The sequence below is a fragment of the Paenibacillus radicis (ex Xue et al. 2023) genome (assembly GCF_024722015.1).
Lineage (GTDB): Bacteria > Bacillota > Bacilli > Paenibacillales > NBRC-103111 > Paenibacillus_S.
The window spans coordinates 334,069-354,925 of sequence record NZ_JANQBD010000001.1 but is presented as its reverse complement, the minus strand read 5'-3'; the positions used below and the strand labels follow the sequence as shown (position 1 = coordinate 354,925).

Genomic DNA, 20,857 nt, shown 5'->3' with positions numbered 1-20,857 from the left:
TTATATGTAATCCTTATTTAAGACGGGACCATCTGCTCCCGTCTTTTTCTTTTGCCATGTACCCATGCAAGGAACCAACCTATGATTGCCGGAAATATCAGATAGAAGGTGCCTATAATGCTTTGGGCCCAATCCCCCATATCTATGAGAGATAGTCCCATCAGAATGCTATCCATTGTGGCATGGGCAAACAAGACTGTCATAAACCCGTATTTCAGGAAGGCGAAACCAAAGATAAGTCCAATAATGGTAACTTCAATTAAACGTGTATACACCGGATATATAGGATACTGGGTGTGACTGAGCGCCCAAATCATACTTGGAAGCAGCACGGCCAAAAACCGATTGCGTACCAGCTTCAAGAAGAAGGCGATGCCGAACAGCCGGTAAATGGCTTCCTCCGATATCGATGCGGACCAGGCTAACAACGGAAATATAGCGGGAATTGACATGTTAAGCACAGAGTCCGAAGGGTCATTGACCGACCAGACATCGAAATACTCTCCGGCTATGAAGAAAAGCCCTTGTTGTACTCCGAGGACGAATAAACAGAGTAAGTACCCTCGGCCCATTGCCGTTACAATGCGATTGCCGAACGTCGGATCACTCCATTCGACGATTGGATTCCAGCCTCGGCGCAGCCACATGTTTTTACCTGCAAGCAATGAGAAATAAACGCTGACAGCCATCAAAAATATAATTACATTGCTTATCCATAAGTAGATGATGCCTTGCAGCTGCGAAGGCGCATCCGAATGAGAGGTGCGGAATGCAGGCAGCATGTTAAAATTATTGGCAACGTAGACGGCAAGGAAAAGAAAGCTGAGCAGTAAACCCCGTCGAAATGTAATTTCTTTTCGATAACGGATAATGATGTACAGGGAGGCAAATGCCATGATTAAGGAAACAGCCAAGCTGATGCGGGTCATAAGAGTTGCACGGTCGTCCTGATGCTTTTGCCACTCCAGGAAAGATTGAGGAATGTCGAATACGGGATGGAAGGACACGACCTTACCGTTAGCAACAGATAGGGTCAAGAGAAGCTTGGCCGTCCCAATTTGCTTGTCTTTGCTCTCAAACACAAATTCCGTACCAGCGGCGCTTGAAGGTCGCTCGCGTCTTTCAGCGGCTTTTTTGCCTTGATCATGTGCTGCTTTTACGAAATCTGCTACCGAATATCCCTGATCTTTAATGGCAAGTTCTGCAAGCTCTTGATTTCCAGGTTTGGGTGATGCGATCGTTTGCTGTCTGGCTGAAGGAGCGCTGTAGGCTTCCCAGCCAAGTATCCTCTGATTGGAATAATTCACATCGATATAATAAGTCATCTTGTTGGTATTATCGTTGATTTCGACTTCATAGTAATCGATCGGCAAGCTGCTGAAGCGTTTCGTATATTCTTCGCTTAGCTTCTCCTTTTGCAAATAGCCGCTTCGTTTGGAATTGGATTGAAATAAGGTATTCGTAGTGTAACTACCTGCAGAGAGTCCAAACCTTTCTTTGACAAATTGGGCTGCGGCATCGGCTGCTTCCTGCTTGGTTATGCTCGGATAACGCGGTTCTGACTCAACTGACTTGCCTGGATCTTGCAAATAGGACGAGCCTACAACAGTCAAATAAAGAATGATGCCTATAACAGCTAACAGCAGCAGAGGAGATTCCGATTGTCGTTTCACTAATGATTGTCTCCTTTTGAAATAATGGATTAGTAAGCTTGAGTATTTTAACAGTGTATTCTTTTAACTTAGCACAAATGACTAAGCAAAATCCAATGAATTCAAGAGCAAAAGGAGGAAAATCGCTGAAAAGCAAAGCGAACACGCACTCCTACTCATGTCAGTACTAGTAAAAATAAGAATATCACCCGTTTTCGATCAAAAGCGACTTTGTACTTCCTGATAAAGAGCCTTATAATTCATATCAATTGAATAAAAAGCCGAATTTCTTTTCGAAAACGGGGGAACCATTGTAATAGGGGTGAATTAATTCCAACGCACATTATGTTGGGATGATAGGGTACCTGTAAGCCCGAATCCGTCAGCTAACCTCGTAGGCTTAATAACAGGACCCATAAATACGGCAGTGGGCTTCCAGTGTCTTTTTTGTTGTGCTTAAACATAATTTTGGGGGTTATTGTTGTGGGGATAATTAGAGGTCGGGGTGGAAAATGAAGCTTACTTTTAAAAAAATCGAACTAACGCCGCCGCAAATTTTGGTCTTGGGTTTTGCTGCGATCATTCTAGTTGGTACGATACTGCTAACCCTGCCTATAGCGTCTGCAACAGGGACACCGCATACTTTTCTTAACGCATTGTTTACCGCTACTTCTGCGACCTGTGTAACCGGGCTCGTGGTTGTGGATACAGGATCATCGTACACCATGTTTGGGCAAATCGTTATCATCACGCTGATTCAGGTTGGCGGACTTGGCTTTATGACGATGGCGACCCTGTTTGCCTTTATGCTGAAGAAACGGATTTCACTTAAAGAACGTTTAATTCTTCAGGAAGCGATGAATCAAGGGAGCATGGAAGGAATCGTACGCCTCATTCGTAAGGTAATACGATATTCCTTAACGATAGAATTGATCGCTGCTGTCATTTTCTCTATACGCTGGTCGTTAGATCTGGGTCCTGCCAAAGGGATCTATTATGGGATATGGCATGCAATTTCCTTTTTTAACAACGCCGGCTTCGATTTATTCGGAAGTGTGACAGGACCGTTCAGCAGTCTGACCTCCTACGCTTCCGATCCGATAATTAATATCGTTTCGATGGGGCTCATCATATTAGGCGGGATTGGATTTATAGTAATATCGGATTTGCTTGATTTTAGGGTGAACAAAAGACTGTCGCTCCATTCCAAGGTAGTGCTCAGCACAACCGGATTCCTGATCTTTTTTGGTGCCATTGTTATTTTTATTTTTGAATTTACGAATCAGAAGACATTTGGAACTCTCGATTGGTCAGGTAAAGTATTAGCGGCATTCTTTCAATCGGTTTCTCCACGGACGGCCGGAGCGAATACAATCGATATCGGAGGCATGCGGCAGGCCAGCCAATTTTTCACGATTATCCTGATGTTTATAGGAGCTTCACCTGGTTCTACGGGCGGCGGTATTAAGACAACAACGTTTACTACGCTGGTTGGCGCCACAATCGCGATGATTCGCGGTAAAGAAGATATCGTGCTGTTTCATTACCGTTTGGGCAAGGATCGTATCCTTAAGGCCATTACGTTGACCATGATTGCCTTATTTCTAGTTATATTCGTCTCAATGGTACTGTCAACCACGGAGGATCACCCATTCTTAATGATCTTGTTTGAGGTAACCTCGGCATTCGGTACAGTGGGCTTAACTATGGGATTAACTCCAGATTTGTCGGATATCGGTAAAGTAATGATAGCACTAATGATGTTTATAGGCCGTTTAGGACCATTGACGTTGGCATATGCGCTCGGACCGAAAACGGAAAAAGAATTATACAGATACCCGGAAGGGAAAATTACAATCGGATAGGGGAACATAACTATGAAACGCAGTCAGTACGCTGTAATTGGTTTGGGGAGATTCGGTTCGAGCCTCGCAAAGGAATTAATTGAATTAGGCTATGAGGTACTAGGCATCGATAAAGATGAGGAAGCGGTAGACGAAATGAGCGAGAAGCTGACACATGTTGTGGTGGCTGATTCGACGGACGAAGAGGTGCTTAGGTCTCTCGGGATCCGCAATATCGACTGTGCCATCGTTGCAATCGGTGATGATATCCAATCGAGTATACTAACGGCTATCCTTCTTAAAGATATCGGTGTGAAGCAGGTAGTTGCCAAGGCGCTGTCTGAGCTTCACGGTAAGGTATTGCAAAAGATAGGCGTGGACAGAGTAATCTATCCGGAGAGGGATATGGGGATCCGCGTTGCTCATCAGTTGGTATCTCCGAACTTGCTCGATTATATTGAGCTTTCGAAGGATTACACAATAGCTGAGCTGACAGTGCCCAAACGATTATGCGGACGTTCGCTAAGAGAACTGGATACGAGAGCCAAATACGGCTGCAGTGTTGTAGCTATTAATAAGAAGAATAGCGTTATTATAGCCCCAACGGCCTCAGACACCTTGGATGATCAGGATATTATGGTTATCATCGGAACCAATCAACAGATCGAATTGTTTGAGAACGAAGTTAGACGCTAATTAGCTTTTATAAAAGGAAACTTGTAACTTTTGTAAGGAAGCGGATGGAGTGAACCGATGCAGACTGACGTTAATGAGATGATTCACCATGTATTGTTCTTATTAATTTTTATTCTCGGGATGGGCATGTTGTTTGGCAGACTGTCAGGTTGGCTTAAGCTTCCAGATGTTGCTCTTTTTCTAGTAGCCGGCATGATTATAGGCCAAGGACTTCACTTGGTAACCGAGACTAGCAGCTCGTTTACCAATCAATTCATATTGACGTTAGGATCAGCATTGATCCTGTTTGACGGGGGACGGAACATTCGATTGTCCGGGTTAAAGAAGGTGTGGTTAACCGTCTCTCTCCTCTCAGTACCTGGTGTGCTTATTACTTGTGCTGTGGTAGCTTTTGCGGCTCACTGGTTCCTCGGTTTACCCATGATGTATGCTGTGCTGCTGGGGGCGATTATTGCATCTACCGACCCTGCGACGTTGATTCCGGTATTCAAGCAGGTGAAAATCCGTACCAAGGTGAGGGAAACGGTTGAAAGCGAATCGGCGTTCAACGATGCAACCGCCTCCATCCTAACTTTCACTGTTATTGCGGTAATTATGGGGGGCCAAGCGGTATCACTAGCGTCGGGTGTGTTTGATTTCGTGAAAACAGCAGTTGGCGGGATCGTGGTGGGTGCAGCTGTTGGCTTCGTATTTGCCTATATTACGGGGCATCTCAAGCTCGGCTTGCTGCGTGATTATGCAACTATAGCTTTGGTTGTTACAGCGATTGGAGCTTATTGGCTGGGCGACTTGCTTCATGTCAGTGGATTCATGGCTACCTTTACGGCAGGCTTAATCTGGGGCAATGTGGACTTATTCAAGCTGGATTTAAATGATAAGCTTCATGAAATGGGCCATTTTACAGAGAATATAACCGTGATTATGCGGATGCTTATCTTTATATTGCTGGGCAGTCAAGTGAACTTCCAGCTCATTCTGGCTAATTTGTGGCCAAGCCTTGCTGTTATAGCCATATTTATGCTGGTGGCGCGCCCGTTAACCGTGTTGGCGTGCACGCTTCCTGACCGCAAGGCCGGGTGGACCCGGAATGAGATTGTGTTCATGTTCTGGGTCCGTGAGACTGGAGTCATTCCGGCTGCGCTGTCGGGTATGATCGCTGGACTCGGCATTAAATATGCCGACGTGATCGCTTCTGTGACCTTTCTGGCTGTGCTGCTGACGATTCTCCTTCAGGCGGGAACTACTGCCTATGTGGCGAGAAAGCTGGGTATCGAGGAAACGGGAGAAAGTGTGAACCATAAATAGTAGTGTTTTGATTAAGAAAACTGATTAAGAAGACTTAACCGTGTTTATTGAAATAATCCTTGGCCTTTTCAATAAATTGCTGCGCTGACGGATGATGGGCGGCCTCTTCTGTAAATAACAGAGAGGTCGTTCTTGTTGTTTGCTCAAGCGCCGGTATAAATCGGATGATCAGCTCGTTTTCTTCTATTAAATGGCGTCGCAAATATGACTCCGGCAAAAGCGTAGCTGTTTTGCAGGTCGATACAAGGCGAATGATCGCTTCGAACGAATCGATCTCCATCTTGACATCGGGATGCACCGCGTAGCGGTGAAACAGCTCATCCATAAGGACGCGGTACCAGGTCCCTCTGGAGAAGAGGATCATCGGCAACTCATGGAGATCGCTGATTTCTATGGATGCTTTGCTTACGAACGGATGGCCGATGGGCAGAACCAGACAGAGATGGTCGTCAAACAGTGGAATGCACTGCAGGCCGGGATGCTCTATCTTGGAGGCAACCAAGCCAATATCGACTTTCCGGTCCTTCACCATGGGAACAATTTCGTGAGTTTTTCCAGTAATAGCTTTAATGTCGGTATTTGGGTAATCCTTCGTATAGATGGTAATAAGATCGGGAAGCGTAGATTGCAGAGTCGTCAGGCTTGCCCCGATGATAATGCTGGACGGTTTGACAGCTGATTTGAACTCTTCTAATGAACGCTGAAGCTTGCGCTCCAGATGCCGCTGCTCCAGTGCATGCTCGTAGCAGACTCGCCCCGCCCGTGTAAGCTCCAGCCGCTTGCCTTTACGACGGAACAGCTCTACTCCGAGCTCCTCCTCCAAGCGCATGATTTTGCGGGAAAGCGCCGGTTGAGATATGTTCAACGATTGCGAGGCTTTATTCAAGCTTTCCATTTCAACTACGGTGGCGAAGATATCCATATTTTCCGTCAATGGTTAACCTTCTTTCAAAAAGGTGATGATGATACTGTGATATTTATCATTGCTTATGTCCAAAATGAATAACGGATTATAAACAATCAGCACTTCCATTATAAGCGATAAAAGAGTAGTATGTATATGTCACGCATCGTTCACATTTTTCACATGACTCTGCATAAAAAAATGTCGATCCATGGAAAATAGGCATAGCGATTTTATTGACGCTTGTTTCCTGTGGGAGTACAATGAAACATGGTTTATTAACGTGTGACCCGGCTTTATTAAACGAAGTATTTATTATTTAAGGAGGGAAAGGAATCCAATGTTTCGTAACTCGTATTTTTCTCGTAAGCTGCATTCATTGCTTGGTGTGATCCCGGTCGGCTTCTTTTTGATCGAGCACCTGCTTACTAACTACAAGGCTTACAAAGGCGGACATGTTGCATTTTTGGAAAATGTGCACTGGCTTCACGATCTGCCTCTGATGCTGGCGCTTGAGATCTTCGGAATCTGGCTGCCGCTTCTTTATCATGCTGTTTATGGCCTATACGTTGCTTACACAGCGCGTAACAATGTGTCGAATTATGGGTATTTCCGTAACCAAATGTTTTTTCTGCAGCGTGTGACAGGTGTTATCACGTTCTTGTTCGTGGCCTGGCATTTCTTTGAAACACGTTTTCAGATTACATTGGGCAACGTAGCTCAAGATGCGATTGGTACACAAATGCATGCAATTGCATCGAATCCGGTTAATTTTGTTCTATACTGTATTGGCATCGTGTCGGCTGTGTTCCATTTTAGCAATGGAATGTGGTCTTTCCTGGTTAGCTGGGGGATCACTGTCGGCCCGAGAGCGCAGCGTGTATCCACATTTGTATGGATTGGTGTGTTTATATTGATGTCAGTTATGTTTATTATGTCTTTGTCTGCTTTCGTAGATCCGCAGTTCCAAACCGTGCCTAAGATGGCTCAAGGATAAGGAGGAGTGAACAACAATGGCTAATTCAAAAGTAATCGTGGTTGGTGGAGGCCTGGCAGGTTTAATGGCAGTCATCAAAGCCGCAGAAGCCGGGGTTCACGTCAACCTGTTTTCCTTGGTTCCTGTAAAACGATCCCACTCCGTTTGTGCCCAAGGTGGAATTAACGGAGCTGTTAATACAAAAGGTGAAGGTGACTCCACATGGGAGCATTTTGACGATACCGTATATGGCGGCGATTTTCTCGCTAACCAGCCGTTGGTAAAAGCAATGTGTGATGCGGCGCCGGGTATTATCCACTTGATGGACCGGATGGGCGTTATGTTCAACCGTACACCGGAAGGCTTGCTCGATTTCCGCCGTTTTGGTGGAACTCAATATCACCGTACTGCTTTTGCCGGCGCTACTACAGGTCAGCAGCTGCTGTATGCATTGGATGAGCAAGTACGCCGTTGGGAGACCGCTGGTCTTGTAACGAAGTATGAGCATTATGAATTTATGGGTGCTGTGCTGGATGACGATGGCGTATGCCGTGGTGTGTCTGCTCAGGATTTGCGTACGATGGAAGTGCACACGTTCGCAGCGGACGCAGTTATTCTGGCGACAGGCGGCCCTGGTATTATTTTCGGTAAAACAACGAACTCGGTAATCAACACAGGTACGGCAGCAAGTGCTGTTTATCAGCAGGGAGTTTACTACGCTAATGGTGAGTTTATTCAGATTCACCCGACAGCTATTCCCGGGGATGACAAGCTTCGCCTGATGTCGGAATCGGCTCGTGGTGAAGGCGGCCGTATCTGGACTTATAAAGACGGTAAGCCTTGGTACTTCCTTGAAGAGAAATATCCGGCTTACGGAAACCTTGTGCCTCGTGATATCGCGACTCGTGAAATTTTTGCAGTCTGTGTTGACGAGAAGCTGGGTATCAATGGCGAGAACATGGTATACCTTGACCTTTCCCATAAGGATCCGAAGGAATTGGATGTTAAGCTGGGTGGTATCATCGAAATCTATGAGAAGTTCATGGGTGATGATCCGCGTAAAATTCCAATGAAAATCTTCCCTGCGGTTCACTATTCGATGGGCGGTATGTGGGTAGACTTTAATCAAATGACGAATATCCCGGGTCTGTTCGCCTGTGGAGAGTGTGAATATCAATACCACGGAGCTAATCGTTTGGGTGCGAACTCATTGTTGTCGGCTATTTACGGCGGTATGGTGACAGGTCCTAAGGCCATTGAATATATCAAAGGCTTGAGCAAGCATACTGAAGATATCTCTTCTTCCGTATATGACCGTGAAAAGAAGAAGCAAACGGACAAATATGAGGGCCTCTTGAAAATGGATGGCACCGAGAACGCTTATGTGCTTCACAAAGAGCTTGGCGAGTGGATGACCAACAATATGACGGTGGTTCGCTACAACAACAAGCTGCAGGATACATTGGATAAAATCAATGAGCTGAAGCAGCGCTACCGGAACATCAGCATGACCGATACGGCTCGTTGGAATAACCAGGGCGTGGCGTTCACTCGTCAGCTATGGAACATGCTGGAGCTTTCCCATGCGATGACATTAGGAGCTCTACAGCGTAACGAAAGCCGCGGCGCGCATTACAAGCCTGAATTCCCTGAGCGTGATGATGACAACTTCCTGAAAACAACCAAAGCTAAGTGGGGCGCTGAAGGTCCGACTATCGAGTGGGAAGAAGTCGATGTATCGTTGATTAAACCGCGTAAACGCGACTATTCGACAGACAAGAAGAAGGGAGGAAGCTAATCATGGCCGAAACGACTACTGCAGGCAAAAAGGTCAAGTTTATCGTTACCCGCCAAGAATCGCCTGAAAGCAAGCCTTATACAGAGGAATTTGAAGTTCCGTATCGTCCGAACATGAACGTAATCAGCGCATTGATGGAAGTTCAGCGGAATCCAGTAAATGTACAAGGAAGCAAAACTACACCTGTGTGCTGGGAATCGAACTGTCTTGAGGAAGTATGCGGAGCATGCTCGATGGTTATCAACGGCAAACCACGTCAAGCCTGTTCGGCGCTTATCGATAAGCTGGAGCAGCCTGTCCGCATTGCGCCGATGAGTACGTTCCCTGTTGTTCGTGACCTTGTAATAGATCGTGAGCGGATGTTCAACGCATTGAAACGGGTTAAAGCGTGGATTCCTATCGATGGAACTTACGATCTAGGTCCGGGTCCTCGTATGGCTGAGTCCAAACGTCAATGGGCTTATGAGCTGTCCAAGTGCATGACTTGTGGTGTATGTCTGGAGTCTTGTCCCAACGTAAATGATAAAACTTCGTTTATCGGACCTGCTGCTATTTCCCAGGTTCGCTTGTTCAATGCTCATCCAACAGGTGAGATGAACGCAGAAGAGCGTCTGGAAGCATTGATGGAGGACGGCGGTATTGAGGGCTGCGGTAACTCGCAGAACTGTGTACGCTCTTGTCCAAAAGGCATTCCGTTAACGACTTCGATTGCAGCAATGAACAGAGATACTACGAAGCATTTATTTAAAACGTGGTTAGGTATGTAATTGCAGCCTTGAGCCTCGAATGGACTTTAGAAGTCCATTTGGGGCTTTTTTTTGTATGCTGTAATGATAAAAAATTAGAGCTGTGAAAATCTGTATTGACCGCGTAATCCAGTAAGCATATAATTAGTTTAAACGTTTCAATTGAAACGTTTAAACTATGATAAAAGGATACAAACCATGAATAAAAAACGCACGGTTACTATCGTTGATATTGCAGAAGCAGCAGCTGTCTCAATCGCTACTGTTTCGAATGTGCTGAACCGGCGTAACGTTCCGATGGCAGATGAAACGATCCGCAAAGTGGAGAAAGCTGCAGAAGAGCTTGGTTACCGCCGCAATGCCGTGGCTGCTAATTTAAGCCGCCGGAAGTCGAATGAGCTGGGGTTAATTGTCCCTGGTTTTATCGGGTATTATGGACGGCTTGCGGAGGAAATGGAACGTACAGCGCATCAGCAGCGGTATCACTTATCCGTATTTTCTGCGGGAGGCTTTGATTCCGAGGTGGAGAAAAGGCATCTGGATGCTTTGCTGCAGCGCAGGGTTGACGGGTTGTTTTGCCATGGGTTGGCTATGTCTCCGGATACTACTCGAAAGATTGTCGGTGAGGGGACCCCGTTAGTTTTGTTCAACGGTTGGAATTGGCCTCAGGATATTGCGGTTGGTGCGGTTAATCTTGATTTTGCCGGTGGCTGTGTGGAGATGGTTAAGCATTTATATGATCAGGGCTGCCGCAGCTTGTTCTACCTTAGCTCGGGGAGAGCGCATGCTGTCAATGAGCAGAGAGTAATCGGCTTTAAAAAAGGCTTGATAGAGTTAGCTGCTCCTGTTATTTCCGAAGTCATCGAATTAGGGCTGCATGATGTTCAAAGCATTGTTAGCATGACTCAAGAAATAAGCGGGGGATTGGGCCCCATTGGCATTTTGGCTTTTGACGACTTGGTTGCTTTGCGATTTATGTCAGCTGTGATGGAACAAGGATACCATGTACCTAAGGATTACAAAATTGCAGGCATTAACAATGATAGCGTGTCCAGCAGTTGTTATCCGCAGCTGACCACTTTGGACATTCCCTACAATCAGCAAGCCCGGTTAATGATCGATTTAATGCTGCGTCAGTTGGGTGAACCAATCGATGCTGGCGATATTGATGTTGAATCCGGAAGTTTGCAGCCAAAGCCTGATGAGCATGAGTTGAAAATCCCGCTCACTCTAATCCCAAGGATGTCCACGTCTCAATAAGTGAGTTATTTGATTCATCTTGAAATGGACTGTATTCCGGTTCATTTTAATATATATCTAACATTGAAGGAGCGAATAGGTACATGTGGAAACAAGCTATTGAGCAAGCTTTGCAAAAAACAAGGGAAAACATCGAGCGGTTCGGTGATCAATTCCCTCATGTAGGTGAGAATGGAAAGTATCTGCTTAACGACAATAATGAGTGGACTGACGGTTTTTGGTCGGGTATCCTGTGGTTGTGCTATGAGTACAGCGGAGACGAAGCATTCAAAGCAGCCGCCAACAAAACAGTGGAAAGCTTCCGCAATCGCTTAGATAAGAATACAAAGCTGGATCATCATGATATTGGCTTCTTATATTCTTTATCCTCTAAAGCACAATGGATTATTGAGGGTGACGAAGAAGCCAGACAGCTGACCTTGCAAGCGGCCGATGTACTGATGTCACGTTGGAGAGCTAAGGGTGGATATATTCAAGCATGGGGCCCTGAAGGCGATCCGGAAAACGGGGGCCGCATTATTATAGATTGCTTAATGAATCTGCCGCTGCTGTACTGGGCTTATGAGCAAACAGGCAAGGACGAGTATAAAGAGGTTGCTGTTGCTCATGCAGACAAGTCTCGGCGCTTCTTGGTGCGGGGAGATGATTCTTCCTATCACACCTTCTACTTTGATCAAGAGACGGGTGAGGCTATTCGCGGCGGCACGCATCAAGGCTACTCTGATGGTTCCACATGGACTCGTGGGCAAGCATGGGGGATTTACGGTTTTGCGTTATCCTATCGATATACGAAAAATCCTTTGTACCTGGAAACGTCCAAAAGATTGGCCAACTATTTTCTGGAACGTTTGCCTGAGGATGATGTTGTGTATTGGGATTTCAATGTTGCTATCAATTCGGAGACCAAGCGGGATAGCTCAGCTTCAGCCATTACAGCAGCAGGGATTATCGAGCTGTTGACTCATCTGGAAGCAGGTGATCCAGACCGTGAGTTGTTGCAGGATGGTTTGCAGCGTTCTTTGCAGGGCCTCGTGAAAGGCTATTCGACTGTTGGACAGCCTGATGCAGAAGGGCTGTTAGACCGTGGATCTTATTCAGTCCGCGGCGGCGTATCCCCTGATGACTACGTAATTTGGGGCGATTATTACTATTTGGAAGCTTTAGTCCGATTGGAAAAAGGAATTCAAGGCTATTGGTACGAGAGAAAATAGTGGGCTTAAGCTCTAAAGGAAAAACCTCCAACCCCTTCAGATATAGGGGTTTGGAGGTTTTTAGCATACTCATGTTAGTGATGATTAGAAAGCTCTTCTTCTTTATGGCGAAGAAATTCTTTGCCGTATTCACCGTGAGGATGAATCGTAGCGTGTTCCATCTGGATAGTGGAATGTTCGATCCCGTACTTCTCCTTCAAGGTTTCATTAATAGCGAGAATGATGCAGAACGGTTGAATATTTTCATTGATGAACACGTGAGCGGTTAGTGAGAAATGGTTCGAGGAAATGGCCCAGAGATGCATCTCGTGAACATCCTCGACCCCCTCCACCTCAGCTATTGCATGACGGACTTCATCGAGATCATAACGGGAGGGGACAGATTCCATTAGTATGAGGTAGGACTCTTTAATGATCTTCCAGCCTCCGGCAAAGATAATACCGCCAATGATCATACTGATCAACGGATCAAACCACAGCAGGCCAGTAAAGTAGATAAGAATAGCGGAAAGTATAACACCAGCGGAGCTTAGTAAGTCACCAATGAAATGCCATAAAGCGCTCTGCACATTCAAGTTTTCTTCTTCCTTCATACTGCGGCTGAGCACAAGCGTAAGTACCAGATTAACAATAAACCCGATAGAAGCAATGATGAGCATTAGCTGGAAGTCAATAGGTTCAGGATTGAAAAATCGGCGAATACCTTCGACGAAGATTCCGATGGATATGATGGCAAGGGCCAATCCATTCAAGAAGGAAGCTACGATCTCAAATCGTAAGTAACCGAACGTAAATCGGGCATTAGGCTGCCTTGTCGCTAAATAAATAGCTACCATGCTAAGTCCAAGAGCTAGGACATCGGATATCATATGAGCGGAGTCGGATAGAAGGGCTAAGGAATTAGAGATTAAGCCTCCGATAATTTCAACAATCGTAAAAAATAAGGTTAAAAATAAAGTAATCCATAAAGTTTTTTTGGATTTGGTTTGTTCTTTGGCATGATGTAAATGATGATAATCGTACATATAAATCACCTCCATATGAAATTGTTCTTTGCTCCGGATTATTATACGTCAAGGTCTTAATTTTGGCAAATACTTTAAATGATAGCGATTTTCAGCCATTTGAGACGATTTATCACTGGTTTGATAAGGTTTATCAAGAATATGATAGGTTTTCTCAATTATTCGATAATTGTTATCAATAAAAAGAGAACTGTTATCAATGAAATGAGCAAGTTAGAGAGCCAACCGTCATGCCCCCGCAATGGGCGCACGGGATATGTACGCGTTGAGGGTAGCGCTTTCAAATTTGTTACACAACTGAAATATTACTGTTATCGTTTTAACATGTTTAGGGAGTATTATAATAACCAAGACCCCCTTTTTAATATAAACTCTTGAAGACCCGCCCCGTTGGCGGGTCTCTTTTTTGTTGGATGGGAGAAAAAGGCTTGATATATAAATGATATATTAGGGTTTCATGGAAGGTAATTTAGCGAAAAATGACTATTGGGGACGGATTGGGGACGAAGGAGCGAAAAGAGCAAATTGTTTAGCTGTTTGTTCTTCTTCTTCTTTGTTATGTGGACATAGGTCAACGCGCTGTTCGCTTTCGGAGCTGGCATTCCTGAACACGGTGTTGGATGGCCGAATTGACTGGAAAATGGAAATTTAACCACTATCGGGAGCTATCATGCTCAATATTTACATTAATTATATTAATTGTAAATATATTAATAATATATTAATAGTTTACTATAATGTAAATATATGGTATATTGCTCGATGTAATAAAAAAATAGTTTTTGGGAGGAATTATACATGGAACGTAAGTTGTCTCTGAAACGCATGTTAATTACTGGAGTTACTGGACTAGCAATAATTGCTAGCATCGGTTTACAAGAAACAGTCGCAAATGCTTCTACACCTGCCCCTGTGGTAGCGGCAGGTCCGGTTCAATTTTTATACACGTATGCCAACGTGGGAGTACCAATACGGTTGCCTTACTCACCGGGGTATGAATATGCAAAGGATGGCAACTCTACAGGACAATGGAATTGGAATTCAAGTGGTTTTGTGACTGCTACGACAGCTGGAATAGCAACATTTTACGTATACTCCGATAGCACTCGCTCTACTGTCCTTTATATCGTTACAGTAAATGCATCATAAATGTATCAAAAACCCTCACTCCTTCGGGATTGAGGGCTTTTTTTTGTTTTGAAACAATTCGGAAGTCGCTCCTATTTTGCCGAAACTATTTTTTCAAAATATTGCATGTTCGCGTAAAATAGGAACGTAAGCCCGCTTTTTGGGAGTCGGTTATTTTGAAAAAAAATATTGGCCATATTGTTGAAATCATCTATATAGGACACACAATCAAATTACACAGCAGCAAATTGAGGGCCGTGGCGTGAATGGAACCTTGTCCAAGCATACAACCTCCAGCGTATAGCACTAAGAATGTTTCAGGTTGATAACATCCTTGCAGCCCAATCAGTGTGATTAAATTAGTTTAAATAAGAACGCGATGCGAACGAGGGAAACCCTTGTTACACAAGGGTTTTGGTGGATTAGTATACTATATATCAAGCATTTTCTCTGCCCCGTTGTCGGGTCTCTTTTTTTGTTGGATAGGAGAAATAAGGGTTTTTAGGGAGGAAAGTTAAATTAACTGGTGAGGAAACAGCTAACATTTGGTTTATAATCTACTTGAAAGTATTTTAGCTGCTATCGGTGTTTCAACAAACTCTGTTCGTTCACATATAAGCAGGGGGGAGAAAGCTGCCAGTTGCCAGATAGTCTACATGCTGGAAGGCGCAAAAAGATTAGTACAAGGGACTTGCGGGTAGCTTGCAGAATGCGCATGACTTGCTGCAGGAGCAGGTTGGAAATCATATCGAATAAATACTTTTTTTACACAAAAATCAGCTCTTTGATCATTAGCACATAAGTCGATCTTTATTGTATGGGACTAACTGGAAATCCTCACGCTAATTTTGACCTAAAGTACCGTTATGGGTTATTTTACTGGAAAATCTACCTCTAATTGCTCCGAAATACCCCATAAGAGGGTAAAAGCTCTGATTTAGCGCCAGAAAATCCAGCTAGATCAGATTTATGAGATGAAATGTGCAGATTATATGGAGCAATTCCAGTTATTTCAAAGTGAGGGGATTCAGATCTCCTCGGTGACATAGGCTAAAAGCGCCAGAAGTAATTTTTTGATTTCCGTGATAGTACAACCCAGTAAATATAAGCAAACCTCAATAGTAAATTCTAAGAGAAAAGTACCCTATTATATCTTTGAAAATTTCAATAGTTGGTAATTTATGCCTATTAAAAGTTATACTAAAAGTTATATAATTACAGTACAAACACATAATTTACGAAAAGGCAAAGTCATTGAAAAATGGCGACGCAAAACTATCAGGGGCTAATGTCACAAAGACGATGCCAGCCAGTTACCGAAAGAAGAAACTCCATTTTGATTGCGTGAAAATCCAAGGGAGGAATGTGTTATGCTATTAACTAAACACCAGAAACGTCGACGGGTTCGTTTATTTTTACTTATGGCGGAGATTAATGCCTTGAAAAAATGCATGATTGAGGAATATGAGAAAAGCGGAAGTTTACGAGATCCGATTTTGATACAATTGAGTGAAATTCTCGATCGAAAGTTAAACGACTTACGGCAGGCACAGAAGTAGACTTATTCATTAAAGCTAGGGAGACTATAAAAAGTCTCTCTTTTTTAATTGAAAGCATAAACATAGAACACCGCATGGTGATTTTTTTAAGAGATAACGAAAGTATAAGTTTACACAAATAAAAGTAACTTCATAGGAATTATATGGTATAATTTTTCATGATAGGTACATAAACCAAGGAGGTATTAATATGGCTAATACAACATTTAAAGCGACAGCTCATTTACAAGACGGTGTAGTTGTGAAAGTACGTTCCAGAAATTTCGAATTTACGATCGATGAACCAAAAAGCTTAGGCGGAACGGATACGGGCATGAATCCTGTGGAAGCCGTGCTTGGTGCGTTGGGAGCATGCCAATCAATCGTAGCAAGAGTATATGCCAAAAAGTTTAATATTCGTCTCGATGATTTTTGGGTAGAGGTAGAGGGCGATCTTGACTTGGATGGCTTCTTTAAAAAATCAGATGTCCGTCCTGGTTATTCGGATATTCGTTACACCTTTCATATCAAAGCGGATGCACCCAGAGATACAGTTGAAGAATTTGTTCAGTTTTTAGAACAGACCTGCCCGGTGGGAGATACAATTGCGAACCAAGTCAATCTCAAATTAAGCGGCATTATTATTGAAAATTAATTTCAAATGAATGCATATAATCTAGAGTGACTAATCCTATTATCTTTTCTAGATGGACTAGAACGGCTAGTTCTAACAATAGCACTACTGTTTGATTTTCCCGGTATCCGCCCATATCACGAAACGCAATCGTTATTGTTACGTATAGAAGAACGTAGCATGATTAAAGCGTTGGGGAGGGTGGTTAGGTTGAGTAGCGAAACGGTTGTCCAGAATCCGAATCCAAAGAACATTTCCAGATCCATTATAGGTCTTATTGTAGTAGTTGCTATTGTTCTGTTGGGGTTTCAATCCTATACTATTGTTGAAGCGGGTCATCGTGGTATTGTATTGCAATTGGGGGCGGTACAGCCTCAGGTATTAGAAGAAGGACTGCATTTTAGAATACCTTTTATTCAAAAAGTAATTCCGGTAGAAATTCGAGTGCAAAAAGCTGAATCGAGTCAGGTGTCCGCCAGCCGCGACTTGCAAACCGTAACTACAACATTGGCTGTGAACTACCATTTGGACGGTGTTGCTGTAAACAATCTTTACCGGACGGTAGGTATGGAGTATAAAGCACGTGTTGTTGACCCGGCGATCAGCGAGGCTTTAAAGGGAATTACAGCCCAGTACACGGCAGAGGATCTCATTGCCAAGCGTTCAGAGGTTAGTGCAAAGGTAAAAGATGCATTGGCATCCAAGCTGGGACTGTACAATATGGTGCTCGACGAGATTAATATTACAGAATTTAAGTTCTCGGAGGAATTCGATCGCGCTATTGAGCAGAAGCAAATTGCCGAACAACAAGCGCTTAAATCGAAGCTTGATCTGGAACGGATCAAGATTGAGAAGGAGCAGGAAATTACTCGTGCTCAGGCTCAAGCAGAAGCTTTGAGACTTCAGAAGCAAGAGGTTACCGCGGAGCTTATCAAGCTAAGAGAAATTGAAGCTCAGTTAAAGGCCATTGAGAAATGGAATGGCGCGTTACCTAATGTAACAGGCGGAGCCACCCCATTTATTAACGTGAAATAACGATTTAAACTGAAAAAAACCCCGAGCGACTTCTAAGCAGTCGCTCGGGGTTTTGCTATGCTCTTTTAACAATGTTGCTTGCTATACTATAGTTACCATCTACGTCTGCCTTCCAGCAGAACAATCACAAGCAAATCGAAGAGTACAAGAGGAAGGATGAAAGGGAAGAAGGAAGTATGCGCTTGTTTACCGTCCCTGAATGATGTAACTTTCAGGTACACTTTTTTCTTATCTACTTTGACAATTCGACCTCGGTAAGTACCGCGTTTCGTTTTAATTGATACATATTTATTTAGGTGCATCTTGCATTTCTTATAGTTTGATAGGACTGACATGAGTATCCCCCCATTCTATTAACTGTTACAATCTAGTTTATGATTTACAAACGAGAATAGTGTGGGTTCGGATTAGGCTGATCAGGGGTTCAGCACAAATTTTGTTTGTCATCTATGACATCCAATGAAATAATAGGGATGTGCTCAATTATGCCGGATATACATAAATTTCAGAGCAATAGGGAGGGTAAGATTGAGGATGAACAATAAGAACGTTGTAGTCCTTGCGCTTTTTTACGCATTTATTTATATGAGTACAGGCTCATTTTCCTCGTATATCGGAGTCTACTTCGCTGAAGCGGGTGTGGGGCATACCCAGATAGGGATTCTTACCTCAATCGGCGCAGTTGTAGGGATATTTTCACAGCCCTTATGGGGGATGGCGGCAGACCGCTCGAAGTCGAAAAACCGGATATTGATCATTTGTACGCTGCTCTCCTGCTTAACGGTGTGGCTGGTTCCGGCTGCAGGGAATATGTTTGTGCCGCTATTGCTTGCGATGGCGCTGTTCAGCTTGTTCCAGGTTGCTATTAACCCGATGAGTGATGCGATAACGCTGGAGCTGTCGTCAAAAGGGTTGGTTCGCTTTCCTACGATAAGAACCTTCGGTTCTGTGGGCTATGCGTTCATCTCCATTCTAGCGGGCTGGCTGTTCGCCACTCATATTAATACGATTTTTTTGGTCACTTCACTTATTATGCTGGGCTGTTTTCTCTTGTCATTAGCAATTCCTCAAGTGGCCGGTCATCAGAGCGGGAAGAACAAGGTAAGGCTGGTAGAAATTTTTCGAAATAAGCAATTAACGGTTATTTATATCTACACGCTCTCCTTATCTATTGCTATGGGGTTTTTGTGGTCGTTTCAAGCGATTTACAGCAAGGAACAAGGAATCAGCATGGAGGTCATAGGTATTGGTCTCGCTGTCGGATCGGTGAGCCAATTTCCATTCATGCTGTTATTTCAAAGGTTTTATAATCGTTTTGGCATTCGCAATATATTGATATTCTCTGGTGTTATTCATACATTAAGATGGTGCTTATATGCATTCGCATTGACTCCTTTTACTTATTTATTTAGCTGGGTTTTGCATGGGGGAACCTTTATTCTGTTCTATATGTGTCTGGCCGAGTACGTAAACACCCATGTAGTCAAGGAATTGAAGGCAACCGGACAAATGCTGAATTCTGCCATCCAGCTAAGCGCGGGCAAAATTATCGGCGGGATGCTGGGAGGTTTATATGCTGCACAATTCGGCTTTCAAAATTCCTTCATGGTATTGGCTGTGATGGGAGCTATCTCAACGCTAGGCTTTTATATGGCGGGAAGATTTTTCCCTATAAACAGAGGGAATAAGGAGCAACTGGTTCAAGGCGATAATTCGCTAAGCAGCTGACGCGTATTGGAGCTTTCTTTCGCTGAAGTACTTTGGCAAGCTCGCCCAAGAGTATAAGACACAGAAGCAGGTAACCGTCAGATTCCAGCTTTCATCGGCAGGTTATTCCGGCGGAGCATAACCCTTTATCCGAAACAGGCTTTTCCAGGCAGATTTGCTGCTTATGGAAAAGCCTGTTTTGTTGCTTTAATGCCAATGAAGGCGTACTTCACTCGGAATATTTAAGGTATCCCGAACCGAATTGGCGATTATCATCGCATTAGCTCATGATTATTCGCTGCAGCAAACCCTTGTGAATCAAGGGTTTGTGAGCATTCATGATTTAATGCCGCCAAGATCGTAGACTGAACTTTTATCGTCTTGCTATGATAAATGACAACATCACACGCAAGCTGAACAGGAGGGATAGGAGTGAAATCTGCAACAATAGCTCAGGAGCTGCAGGCCCGGTCCAGAACACGCAGGGGCAGCAATAGGGTATGGAAGCGATTTATACGCGATCATTGGTTATACATCATGCTGCTTCCCGGGGCGCTGTATTTTATTATTTTCCGATACATCCCCATGTATGGTCTATTGATCGCATTTAAGGATTATCAGCCGTTTCTCGGCTTTGTAGAAAGCCAATGGGTCGGTCTTCATCATTTTGAACGATTTTTCACGGACCCTGTATTCACCAAGCTATTCGTGAACACCATCGTTTTGGCAGCTTACAACATTTTATTCTTTTTCCCGCTGCCGATTATTCTCGCTTTAATGCTGCATGAAGTAAGATTGATGATTTATAAAAGCTTTGTTCAAACACTCATTTATATTCCGCATTTTGTCTCATGGGTTGTTGTGGTCGGGATTATATATATATTTTTTGCTACCGACGAAGGGATCGTTAATGAGCTAATCCGAAAGCTGGGCGGGAGCGAGGTCAATTTCCTGCTGAGCGAGTCATGGTTCCGAACGATGATCACGGCTGAGGTGATATGGAAGGAAAGCGGTTGGGGAACGATTATTTTTCTTGCAGCATTGGCCGGTGTTGATCAGCAGCTGTATGAGGCGGCTCGGATTGATGGAGCGAATCGTTGGCGCTTGATTTGGAACATCACACTGCCTTCGATCCGCAGCACGATAGTCATTTTGTTAATTTTGAGACTTGGAAATTTTCTGGATACCGGGTTTGAACAAGTATTTCTGATGTTAAACGCGATGAACCGCGAAGTCGGGGAAGTGTTCGATACCTATGTATATTCGGTGGGCATACAGGACGGCCAATTCAGCTACAGCACAGCGGTTGGGCTTTTTAAATCGATCGTGGGGCTTATCCTGGTAGTCGGGGCTAATTTCCTTGCCAAGAAGATGGGAGAAGAAGGGGTCTATTAATCA

Annotated in this window: 17 protein-coding genes and 2 riboswitches; of the genes, 14 read left to right on the top strand and 3 right to left on the bottom strand. The window is 44.0% G+C overall.

Annotation, left to right across the window (positions count from 1 at the left end):
- Nucleotides 1-17: 17 nt before the first annotated feature.
- The gene (locus NV381_RS01490; RefSeq protein WP_258211475.1) at nt 18-1,673 is read right to left on the bottom strand and encodes a CPBP family intramembrane glutamic endopeptidase; all 1,656 of its coding nucleotides are present in this window, start codon (nt 1,671-1,673) and stop codon (nt 18-20) included.
- 248 nt (nt 1,674-1,921) lie between these two features.
- Nucleotides 1,922-2,067, top strand: a riboswitch (cyclic di-AMP (ydaO/yuaA leader).
- A 97-nt stretch (nt 2,068-2,164) separates the two neighbouring features.
- On the opposite strand from NV381_RS01490, the gene NV381_RS01485 reads away from it, so the two are divergent.
- The 3 genes from NV381_RS01485 to NV381_RS01475 are packed head-to-tail and all read left to right on the top strand — an operon-like array spanning nt 2,165 to nt 5,497.
- Nucleotides 2,165-3,517 (top strand): TrkH family potassium uptake protein, encoded by a 1,353-nt coding sequence (locus tag NV381_RS01485; RefSeq protein WP_258211474.1) that lies wholly within the window; start codon nt 2,165-2,167, stop codon nt 3,515-3,517.
- A gap of 12 nt (nt 3,518-3,529) precedes the next feature.
- Nucleotides 3,530-4,192: a potassium channel family protein gene (locus tag NV381_RS01480; RefSeq protein ID WP_171650982.1), complete on the top strand. Its 663-nt coding sequence runs from the start codon at nt 3,530-3,532 to the stop codon at nt 4,190-4,192.
- A 57-nt stretch (nt 4,193-4,249) separates the two neighbouring features.
- On the top strand, nt 4,250-5,497 hold the full coding sequence (locus NV381_RS01475) for a cation:proton antiporter (protein ID WP_258211473.1): 1,248 nt from the start codon (nt 4,250-4,252) through the stop codon (nt 5,495-5,497).
- A 34-nt stretch (nt 5,498-5,531) separates the two neighbouring features.
- On the opposite strand, the gene NV381_RS01470 is transcribed toward NV381_RS01475, so the two are convergent.
- Nucleotides 5,532-6,419: a LysR family transcriptional regulator gene (locus NV381_RS01470; protein ID WP_258211703.1), complete on the bottom strand. Its 888-nt coding sequence runs from the start codon at nt 6,417-6,419 to the stop codon at nt 5,532-5,534.
- Nucleotides 6,420-6,741: 322 nt separating this feature from the next.
- Between NV381_RS01470 and NV381_RS01465 the strand changes: the two genes are divergently transcribed.
- From NV381_RS01465 to NV381_RS01445, 5 genes are all read left to right on the top strand, one after another.
- Entirely contained in the window at nt 6,742-7,398 is a 657-nt protein-coding gene (locus tag NV381_RS01465) for a succinate dehydrogenase cytochrome b558 subunit (RefSeq protein ID WP_258211472.1), read from the top strand.
- A gap of 16 nt (nt 7,399-7,414) precedes the next feature.
- Nucleotides 7,415-9,175: a succinate dehydrogenase flavoprotein subunit gene (sdhA, locus tag NV381_RS01460; RefSeq protein WP_258211471.1), complete on the top strand. Its 1,761-nt coding sequence runs from the start codon at nt 7,415-7,417 to the stop codon at nt 9,173-9,175.
- A 2-nt stretch (nt 9,176-9,177) separates the two neighbouring features.
- On the top strand, nt 9,178-9,942 hold the full coding sequence (gene sdhB, locus NV381_RS01455; RefSeq protein ID WP_258211470.1) for a succinate dehydrogenase iron-sulfur subunit: 765 nt from the start codon (nt 9,178-9,180) through the stop codon (nt 9,940-9,942).
- Between the two features lie 177 nt (nt 9,943-10,119).
- Nucleotides 10,120-11,181 (top strand): LacI family DNA-binding transcriptional regulator, encoded by a 1,062-nt coding sequence (locus NV381_RS01450; protein WP_258211469.1) that lies wholly within the window; start codon nt 10,120-10,122, stop codon nt 11,179-11,181.
- A gap of 83 nt (nt 11,182-11,264) precedes the next feature.
- Nucleotides 11,265-12,392 carry a glycoside hydrolase family 88 protein gene (locus NV381_RS01445; protein ID WP_258211468.1) on the top strand — a complete coding sequence of 376 codons (1,128 nt, stop codon included), beginning with the start codon at nt 11,265-11,267 and terminating at the stop codon, nt 12,390-12,392.
- Nucleotides 12,393-12,466: 74 nt separating this feature from the next.
- On the opposite strand, the gene NV381_RS01440 is transcribed toward NV381_RS01445, so the two are convergent.
- Nucleotides 12,467-13,417, bottom strand: coding sequence for a cation diffusion facilitator family transporter (locus tag NV381_RS01440; protein WP_258211467.1), 951 nt, complete (start codon nt 13,415-13,417; stop codon nt 12,467-12,469).
- Between the two features lie 798 nt (nt 13,418-14,215).
- Here NV381_RS01440 and NV381_RS01435 point away from each other — a divergent pair.
- The 6 genes from NV381_RS01435 to NV381_RS01410 all read left to right on the top strand — a co-directional run bounded on the left by NV381_RS01435 (nt 14,216) and on the right by NV381_RS01410 (nt 20,854).
- On the top strand, nt 14,216-14,566 hold the full coding sequence (locus tag NV381_RS01435) for a hypothetical protein (RefSeq protein WP_258211466.1): 351 nt from the start codon (nt 14,216-14,218) through the stop codon (nt 14,564-14,566).
- 1,213 nt (nt 14,567-15,779) lie between these two features.
- Nucleotides 15,780-15,866: riboswitch (cyclic di-GMP riboswitch) on the top strand.
- Nucleotides 15,867-15,915: 49 nt separating this feature from the next.
- Nucleotides 15,916-16,104, top strand: a complete 189-nt coding sequence (locus NV381_RS01430) for a Spo0E family sporulation regulatory protein-aspartic acid phosphatase (RefSeq protein WP_258211465.1) — start codon at nt 15,916-15,918, stop codon at nt 16,102-16,104.
- Nucleotides 16,105-16,294: 190 nt separating this feature from the next.
- Nucleotides 16,295-16,738, top strand: a complete 444-nt coding sequence (locus NV381_RS01425; protein WP_258211464.1) for an OsmC family protein — start codon at nt 16,295-16,297, stop codon at nt 16,736-16,738.
- A gap of 231 nt (nt 16,739-16,969) precedes the next feature.
- On the top strand, nt 16,970-17,752 hold the full coding sequence (locus NV381_RS01420) for a prohibitin family protein (RefSeq protein WP_258211702.1): 783 nt from the start codon (nt 16,970-16,972) through the stop codon (nt 17,750-17,752).
- 534 nt (nt 17,753-18,286) lie between these two features.
- Nucleotides 18,287-19,480, top strand: a complete 1,194-nt coding sequence (locus tag NV381_RS01415) for an MFS transporter (RefSeq protein ID WP_258211463.1) — start codon at nt 18,287-18,289, stop codon at nt 19,478-19,480.
- A gap of 516 nt (nt 19,481-19,996) precedes the next feature.
- Entirely contained in the window at nt 19,997-20,854 is an 858-nt protein-coding gene (locus NV381_RS01410) for an ABC transporter permease (protein WP_258211701.1), read from the top strand.
- The last annotated feature ends 3 nt before the right edge of the window (nt 20,855-20,857 follow it).

Bases quoted from the DNA above. Each gene is read 5' to 3' on its own strand.
- NV381_RS01450 (WP_258211469.1), top strand. From the start codon at position 10,120: ATGAATAAAAAACGCACGGTTACTATCGTTGATATTGCAGAAGCAGCA.
- NV381_RS01475 (WP_258211473.1), top strand. From the start codon at position 4,250: ATGCAGACTGACGTTAATGAGATGATTCACCATGTATTGTTCTTATTA.
- NV381_RS01430 (WP_258211465.1), top strand. From the start codon at position 15,916: ATGCTATTAACTAAACACCAGAAACGTCGACGGGTTCGTTTATTTTTA.
- NV381_RS01435 (WP_258211466.1), top strand. From the start codon at position 14,216: ATGGAACGTAAGTTGTCTCTGAAACGCATGTTAATTACTGGAGTTACT.
- NV381_RS01440 (WP_258211467.1), bottom strand. From the start codon at position 13,417: ATGTACGATTATCATCATTTACATCATGCCAAAGAACAAACCAAATCC.
- NV381_RS01415 (WP_258211463.1), top strand. From the start codon at position 18,287: ATGAACAATAAGAACGTTGTAGTCCTTGCGCTTTTTTACGCATTTATT.
- NV381_RS01480 (WP_171650982.1), top strand. From the start codon at position 3,530: ATGAAACGCAGTCAGTACGCTGTAATTGGTTTGGGGAGATTCGGTTCG.
- NV381_RS01470 (WP_258211703.1), bottom strand. From the start codon at position 6,419: ATGGATATCTTCGCCACCGTAGTTGAAATGGAAAGCTTGAATAAAGCC.
- NV381_RS01445 (WP_258211468.1), top strand. From the start codon at position 11,265: ATGTGGAAACAAGCTATTGAGCAAGCTTTGCAAAAAACAAGGGAAAAC.
- sdhB (WP_258211470.1), top strand. From the start codon at position 9,178: ATGGCCGAAACGACTACTGCAGGCAAAAAGGTCAAGTTTATCGTTACC.
- NV381_RS01410 (WP_258211701.1), top strand. From the start codon at position 19,997: ATGCTGCTTCCCGGGGCGCTGTATTTTATTATTTTCCGATACATCCCC.
- NV381_RS01465 (WP_258211472.1), top strand. From the start codon at position 6,742: ATGTTTCGTAACTCGTATTTTTCTCGTAAGCTGCATTCATTGCTTGGT.
- NV381_RS01485 (WP_258211474.1), top strand. From the start codon at position 2,165: ATGAAGCTTACTTTTAAAAAAATCGAACTAACGCCGCCGCAAATTTTG.
- NV381_RS01425 (WP_258211464.1), top strand. From the start codon at position 16,295: ATGGCTAATACAACATTTAAAGCGACAGCTCATTTACAAGACGGTGTA.
- sdhA (WP_258211471.1), top strand. From the start codon at position 7,415: ATGGCTAATTCAAAAGTAATCGTGGTTGGTGGAGGCCTGGCAGGTTTA.